Origin of the sequence: Pseudomonas sp. ITEM 17296 (assembly GCF_028895205.1) — a bacterium.
GTDB classification, from domain to species: domain Bacteria; phylum Pseudomonadota; class Gammaproteobacteria; order Pseudomonadales; family Pseudomonadaceae; genus Aquipseudomonas; species Aquipseudomonas kermanshahensis.
The window spans coordinates 42,453-48,545 of record NZ_WJRS01000035.1; the positions used below are offsets into that span (position 1 = coordinate 42,453).

General features: G+C 60.8%; 7 protein-coding genes. 3 read left to right on the forward strand and 4 right to left on the reverse strand.

Annotated features, from left to right (window positions below; all coding sequences use genetic code 11):
• Positions 1-40: 40 nt before the first annotated feature.
• Positions 41-403 (forward strand): antibiotic biosynthesis monooxygenase, encoded by a 363-nt coding sequence (locus GIB19_RS25550; RefSeq protein ID WP_099429966.1) that lies wholly within the window; start codon positions 41-43, stop codon positions 401-403.
• On the opposite strand, the gene GIB19_RS25555 is transcribed toward GIB19_RS25550, so the two are convergent.
• Entirely contained in the window at positions 400-1,170 is a 771-nt protein-coding gene (locus GIB19_RS25555) for an alpha/beta hydrolase family protein (protein WP_265969153.1), read from the reverse strand. The two genes, GIB19_RS25550 and GIB19_RS25555, sit on opposite strands and share 4 nt — an antisense overlap.
• On the reverse strand, positions 1,154-2,266 hold the full coding sequence (locus tag GIB19_RS25560; protein WP_274888505.1) for a DUF3182 family protein: 1,113 nt from the start codon (positions 2,264-2,266) through the stop codon (positions 1,154-1,156). The genes GIB19_RS25555 and GIB19_RS25560 overlap by 17 nt, the downstream gene beginning before the upstream one ends.
• Before the next feature lie 227 nt (positions 2,267-2,493).
• Between GIB19_RS25560 and GIB19_RS25565 the strand changes: the two genes are divergently transcribed.
• Positions 2,494-4,302: an aminopeptidase P family protein gene (locus tag GIB19_RS25565; RefSeq protein WP_274888506.1), complete on the forward strand. Its 1,809-nt coding sequence runs from the start codon at positions 2,494-2,496 to the stop codon at positions 4,300-4,302.
• A gap of 58 nt (positions 4,303-4,360) precedes the next feature.
• Here the strand turns inward: GIB19_RS25565 and GIB19_RS25570 are convergent, their stop codons facing one another.
• Positions 4,361-4,642, reverse strand: a complete 282-nt coding sequence (locus GIB19_RS25570) for a hypothetical protein (protein WP_027596536.1) — start codon at positions 4,640-4,642, stop codon at positions 4,361-4,363.
• Between the two features lie 190 nt (positions 4,643-4,832).
• Positions 4,833-5,720, reverse strand: coding sequence for a threonine/homoserine exporter RhtA (gene rhtA / locus GIB19_RS25575; RefSeq protein ID WP_027596535.1), 888 nt, complete (start codon positions 5,718-5,720; stop codon positions 4,833-4,835).
• Positions 5,721-5,879: 159 nt separating this feature from the next.
• Between rhtA and GIB19_RS25580 the strand changes: the two genes are divergently transcribed.
• A partial coding sequence (locus GIB19_RS25580) for a hypothetical protein (protein WP_274888508.1) occupies positions 5,880-6,093 on the forward strand: 214 nt, incomplete at its 3' end.

The window sequence follows — 6,093 nt, forward strand, 5'->3', positions numbered from 1 at the left end:
CACCATCACGCCGTTGGCGTCCGGAGCAAGGAGACTTTTCATGACGGCAACGCCTCATTCTCTGTGGTTTACCCAGATGATCGAATACGAAGTGCCTGCGCTGCAGCAAGTGGCGCTGGCCCAGGCCCTGGTGGTACGCAGCGAAGCATTGGCCGCAGGTTGTGAGGGCTTGCAGGGCGTGAGCATCCAGGCCAGTGATGATGGCAGCCGGGTCCTCCAGTACCTGCAATGGCAATCGCGCCAGGCCTGGGCGGCGGCCGCAGACCGTTTCGTTGAAGAACCCTTTCTCGACCTGTTGTGCCAGCACCAGGCGCGGGGCGTCAACTTCGCGGCCTACCAGACACTGCGCAGTCTGGTCCGCAATGCTGACGGTGGCCTGCACTGCCAGGTCGGTGAGCCTTAGGCATACCAGGGCGCGTAGTGTGGGTAGCGGTCCAGGCGTGCGCCAATGACCATCTCGCTGATCCATGATGCGAGAATCGAGCTGTAGGCTTTCTGGCTTTCTTCGCTGGACAACGCGTGGTCGGCACCGTCGACGATGCGGTGGGTCAGCGAATGGGCGCTGATGAATGCCGAGCGGTAGCTCATCAGTGTGCTGTGGGGTACATAGTCATCATGTTCGGACTCCACCAGTAACACATCGCCGCCGAATTCGGCGCACGCGGCCAGTGCGCGGTTATCCGCCGGGCCAAGCTGGCGCTGGCGGTAGGCGTTCAGCCGCTGCCGATCGAGGGTTTGCTTGGGGGTTTCCCACTCATCGTCCCAGTACAGGGCAGGCACCCGCATTGCCAGCCACCTTACTGGCCGCAACCGCGTCAACAAGGTGGCCAGGTAACCGCCATAGCTGCTGCCAATGATGGCGATAGAGTTGCTGTCCACGCTGGGGTGACTGACCAGGCGGTCGTAGGCTGCCAGCAGGTCGTTGAGGTTCTGTTCGCGGGTGACGGTCAGGCGTTGGCTTTCGGTCTTTTCATGCCCGCGCAAGTCGAAGGTCATGCACACGCACCCCAGCCCGGTAATGTGCCGGGCGCGGGCCAGGTCGCGTTGCTGGCTACCGCCCCAGCCGTGGACGAAGAGTATGCCGGGCATCTTGCTGCCAGGGCTGACCAGGGTGCCGACGATGCTGTCGTTCTCGACGTGCAGCTCAATGGTCTCACTCTGAATGCTCATGTTCGCGAATCCGCGCAAATTTGCTGAGTTGTCCGAGTTCACTGTCGATTCCTTGGTAGAAGAGGGTGGCGTCAGTGGGCAGGTCGGGCGTGCCGAACACTTCATGGGTCGAAGCACGCACCCGCTGCAGTGTCGGCTCAGCGGCGAAGGCCTGCAGGGCCAGCAGTTCTGCACTGCTGGCACCGCCCAGACGCCAGGATTGTTCAAGCACGCCGCTGCGTACATGGCCTTGGGCGGTGGTGCCGCGGGCAATGTCGTAGTTACGTCTTGACGCCACGAAGCCTGGGAAGTGCTGCTCTGCGGCACGTTCGTAGACCATGGCTTGGTTGATCGCCAGGCGCAGGTGGTCTTCCAACGGCAGTTGCAGCAACGCATGGTAATCACCGCGCACTACGACCAGATCGGAGCCGCCATAGACCTCTGTGCCCTGGTGGTCGTGCGTCAGTTGCTGAGTGCCGTGGTAGCTACAGGTCAGGCCGGCGACACGCACTTGGCCAACACTGAAGGTCTGCACCTCGCTCAGGTCTTCTTCGAGCACCAACCCCCAGACGGCCAGGTCTTGGTCGTCCAAGTCGGCCAGCAACGGCTCCAGCGCATCCAGTGTGTCGATGACCTGCTGCCCCCGCCCGGCACAGGCCAGCACCGGCTTGATCCGTAGAGGGCCATCAAGCAGGAGCAAGTGTGCGGCATTGCGAGCGTCGGCCTTGCTGAATACGGTATAGCCACGCAACAACGCATCACCGGCCTGAAGGGCGAAGGCGTCGGTCCAGCCTGGGGGGAAGCTGGCGGCGGCCGGCAGCGGGTGGGAAATCGCCTTGGTCGCCATATAAGGAAAAGCGACCAGCCCGCCGAACAGGTCCTGTTCGGTGCGGATGCCCAAGGCTGCATGGCGCTGCGGGTCGATCAGCGTTTCGGTCGGCAGGTAGTAGTAGCGGTCGCTGGGCGTGGAGGGCGGGTCGAGATGCACGTGTGCGCAACCCAGCAATTGCGCCAGGCCATCGGCAAGCTTGAGGTGTACAGCATGTTCATGGTCAGGCGTGTGCTGGCGGGTGTCGAGCAGCACAACGGCGGTTTTCGCGTCACCGGCAGCGGGCATAGGGGGTGGCCTGTCTGCAATGAATGTACTTGGTGTGAAGCCGGGGTTTTTGGGAAGTTCAGCAGGATGTGATCGGTGGTCCTGGTTCTGCTGTAGGAAATGTCCTGATTGCAGAGGGCGTGATGGGCAATGCATGCCGCAGGCCGGTCGCCGTGATTGCAGGGCAGGGGTGGCTGTACCATTATCGATAGTCTGAAATCAGTAGAGATGTTTTCGCAGGAGTGCGCATGAACGTTCAGACCACGATTGAGCAAGCTGTGCCGGAGCGCCTGGCGCGGGTGCGTCAGGCCATGGCCGCAGAGGGGGTCGATGCGCTGCTGGTGCCCTCGGCCGACCCTCATCTTTCCGAGTACCTGCCCGGCTTCTGGCAGGGGCGCCAATGGCTGTCCGGTTTCCAGGGTTCGGTCGGCACGCTGGTGGTCACGGCGGGGTTTGCCGGGCTCTGGGTTGACAGCCGCTATTGGGAGCAGGCCGAGTACGAACTAGCAGGCAGCGGCATCGAACTGATGAAGCTGCTGCCAGGCAAGCCAGGCGCGCTGGAATGGCTGGGTGAGCATGTCGAGCCACAGGGCGTCGTGGCAGTGGACGGTGCTGTCATGGCCTTGGCGTCGGCGCGTTTGCTGGGTGAGCGTCTGAAGGCCCGGGATGTGCGGCTGGTGACGGACAAGGACGTGCTTGGCAAGGTTTGGGAGGGGCGCCCGCGGCTGCCGAGCAACCCGGTCTACCAACACTTGCCGCCGCATGCCACGCAGAACCGGGCAGACAAACTCGCCCAGTTGCGTGAGACCTTGAAGGCCAAGGGCGCTGACTGGCATTTCATAGCCACCCTGGATGACATCGCCTGGCTCTTCAATCTGCGTGGCAGCGATGTGTCCTACAACCCAGTCTTTGTTTCCTTTGCCCTGATCAGTCAGCAGCAGGCGACGGTGTTTGTGGGCCAGGACAAGGTCGATGAGCATCTGCGCCAAGTGTTGGCGGTTGACGGCATTGAGGTGCGTGACTATGCCGAAATCGGTCAGGCCCTGGGCGCCGTGCCTTCAGGCAGTCGCCTGTTGCTCGACCCGGCGCGTGTCACCTGCGGTTTGCTGGAAAACCTGCCCTCAGGCGTTGAGCTGGTCGAGGGGGTTAACCCCACCACGCTGAGCAAGTCGTGCAAGGGTGAGGATGATCTTGTGCATATTCGCCGGGCCATGGAGCAGGACGGCGCCGCCTTGTGCGAATTTTTCGCCTGGTTCGAGGCGTCTCTGGGCCATGAGGTCATTACCGAGCTGACGGTCGATGAGCGATTGAGCGCCGCCCGTGCTCGCCGTCCAGACTTCGTGTCGTTGAGTTTCTCGACCATTGCCGCCTTTAATGGCAATGGCGCGATGCCTCATTACCGCGCCACCGAGCAATCGCATGCGGTCATCGAAGGTGACGGTTTACTGCTGATCGATTCCGGGGGGCAGTACCTGGGGGGGACTACCGACATTACCCGGATGGTGCCGGTGGGTAACCCTACGCTCGAGCAGAAGCAGGATTGCACGCGTGTGCTCAAGGGCATGATTGCGTTATCGCGCGCTACCTTCCCCCGCGGGATCCTCTCGCCGCTGCTCGATGCCATTGCCCGGGCACCGATCTGGGCCGATCAGGTGGACTATGGCCACGGCACCGGCCATGGCGTGGGTTACTTCATGAACGTACACGAAGGGCCGCAGGTGATTGCCTATCAGGCGTCGCCCACGCCCCAAACGGCCATGCAGGCGGGCATGATCAGTTCGATCGAGCCGGGTACTTACCGGCCGCGTGAGTGGGGCGTGCGCATTGAGAACCTGGTGGTTAGCCGGGAAGCGGGCAAGAGTGTGTTCGGCGATTTCCTGAACTTCGAGACCTTGACGCTTTGCCCGATCGACACACGCTGCCTGTTGCCCGAGTTGCTTGCCAAGGAAGAGTTGGCGTGGCTGAACGGTTACCACGCGAGTGTGCATGAGCGTCTTGCGCCGCTGTTGAAGGGCGAGGCCCTGGCATGGCTACAGGCGCGTACCGCGCCGCTGTGATGACGAATAAAAAGGGCAGCGCTCGCGCTGCCCCTTTGAACTCAATGCCTGGTGGTCATCACTTGCAGATGACGATCATGCTGCGGCTGGTATAGCCAGCCGGATTGATACCGAACAGGTAATCGCCTTGCTCTTCGTCGGTATCGCCGGAGCGAGCAATGACTTTGTAACCGCGGGTGCTGCAGGAGGTGGCGGCCTTGCTGTAGCAGTTATCCCACGATGAGGAGAGGCCGGAGCAATTGATATGCAGGCCTTTCTTCCCCTTTTTGACCTCAGTCTTGGCCGTGGCGGCACATCCAGCAATAGCCAAAATGGCCAGAATGAGCAAAATACGTTTCATTCCCTTCCTTAAATGCAGGGCGGATCATTTGTCGGGCCCTGTCGTTGTCACTGCTGTCTTCCTGAAAATCCCCAGCGTCCGTCTTCGGTCCACCAGATCGCGTAAAGTTATTGATTCTGTGTGACAGCTTAATCAGCGAGACGGGCCGCTACAATCACTAATCCCGTCTCAAATGAAAATAGTTCTCATATCAGTCTGCGGCGACGGGTGGGGTTGGCGTCTGGCGCATTGACAACGTGGTGCCTACCGACGCGACGATGATGGCGAGAATCGCGAGCCATTGGGTGGTGCTCAATACTTCGCCGAGGAACAGAAGGCCTGAAAGTGCGCCAAACGCCGGCTCGATGCTCATCAGGGTGCCGAAGGTGCGTGCAGGCATGCGGGTCAGGGCAACCATTTCCAGGCTATAGGGCAGGGCGGTGGACAGTATCGCGACACCCAGTGCCATCGGAATGACCGCTGGGGTGAGCAGTGCGCTGCCGGCATGAATCACCCCGATGGGGGCAACGAACAGCGCGGCGACCACGACGCCGAGTGCGGCGCTCTGGATGCCGTGTTCGGCACCGGCGCGCTGCCCGAACAGGATATAAAGCGCCCAGCACACCCCCGCACCCAAGGCATACGCAGCACCTACCGGGTCCAAAGCTTGGCCGCCATCGCCTGCTGGCAGCAACAGCAGCAGCCCGGCGATCGCCATCGCGATCCAGAGAAAGTCGATAGGGCGGCGCGAGGAGAAGATCGCCACCGCCAGTGGCCCTGTGAACTCCAGTGCCACGGCGATACCGATAGGTACTGTTTGTAGTGCCATATAGAAGAGGAAGTTCATGCCCCCAAGTGCCATGCCATAGATGATGACATTGCGCAGAGTGGTGGCGGTCATGCGGACGCGCCATGGGCGCAATATGAGCAGCATGATGATACTGGCGAAGATCAGGCGCAGGGCTGTGGTGCCTTGGGCGCCGATGATGGGGAACATGCTTTTGGCCAGTGACGCACCGGACTGTATGGATGCCATGGCGATCAGCAGCAGGCCGATAGGGAAGAGGGTGGCGGCCAGGCTGCGGGGTTGGGTGTTCATCTCTGCGCGGCGATCCTTGGGCGGGTAGGGGTGTGCACTATAGTGCGCACTTACGTGGGCAGAGGGCAAGATGTCACGCTTTTGAAATTAAAGGTTGACGGGGTTTCGAATCCCCTTATAATGCGCCCCACTTCCAGCGTGATTGGAACGAGAAACTCCTTGAGTATCAACGGGTTAATCGAATCAGGTAGTGCTGTAAGGGCTTCGATCGAAAGATCGTCAGCGGTTGAAAAGGTGGTTGACAGCGCTTCTAAACGCTGTATGATTCGCCTCCCGCTACGAGAGATCGCAGCGAGTCAAGTGTTTGAAGCTAAACGAGTTTCTCGCGAAAATCTTCAAAATAAACACTTGACAGCAAATGAGGAAAGCGTAC

Excerpts from the sequence above, each read along its gene's own strand:
- GIB19_RS25555 (WP_265969153.1), bottom strand. The coding sequence starts at position 1,170 with ATGAGCATTCAGAGTGAGACCATTGAGCTGCACGTCGAGAACGACAGC.
- GIB19_RS25550 (WP_099429966.1), top strand. The coding sequence starts at position 41 with ATGACGGCAACGCCTCATTCTCTGTGGTTTACCCAGATGATCGAATAC.
- GIB19_RS25570 (WP_027596536.1), bottom strand. The coding sequence starts at position 4,642 with ATGAAACGTATTTTGCTCATTCTGGCCATTTTGGCTATTGCTGGATGT.
- GIB19_RS25560 (WP_274888505.1), bottom strand. The coding sequence starts at position 2,266 with ATGCCCGCTGCCGGTGACGCGAAAACCGCCGTTGTGCTGCTCGACACC.
- GIB19_RS25565 (WP_274888506.1), top strand. The coding sequence starts at position 2,494 with ATGAACGTTCAGACCACGATTGAGCAAGCTGTGCCGGAGCGCCTGGCG.
- rhtA (WP_027596535.1), bottom strand. The coding sequence starts at position 5,720 with ATGAACACCCAACCCCGCAGCCTGGCCGCCACCCTCTTCCCTATCGGC.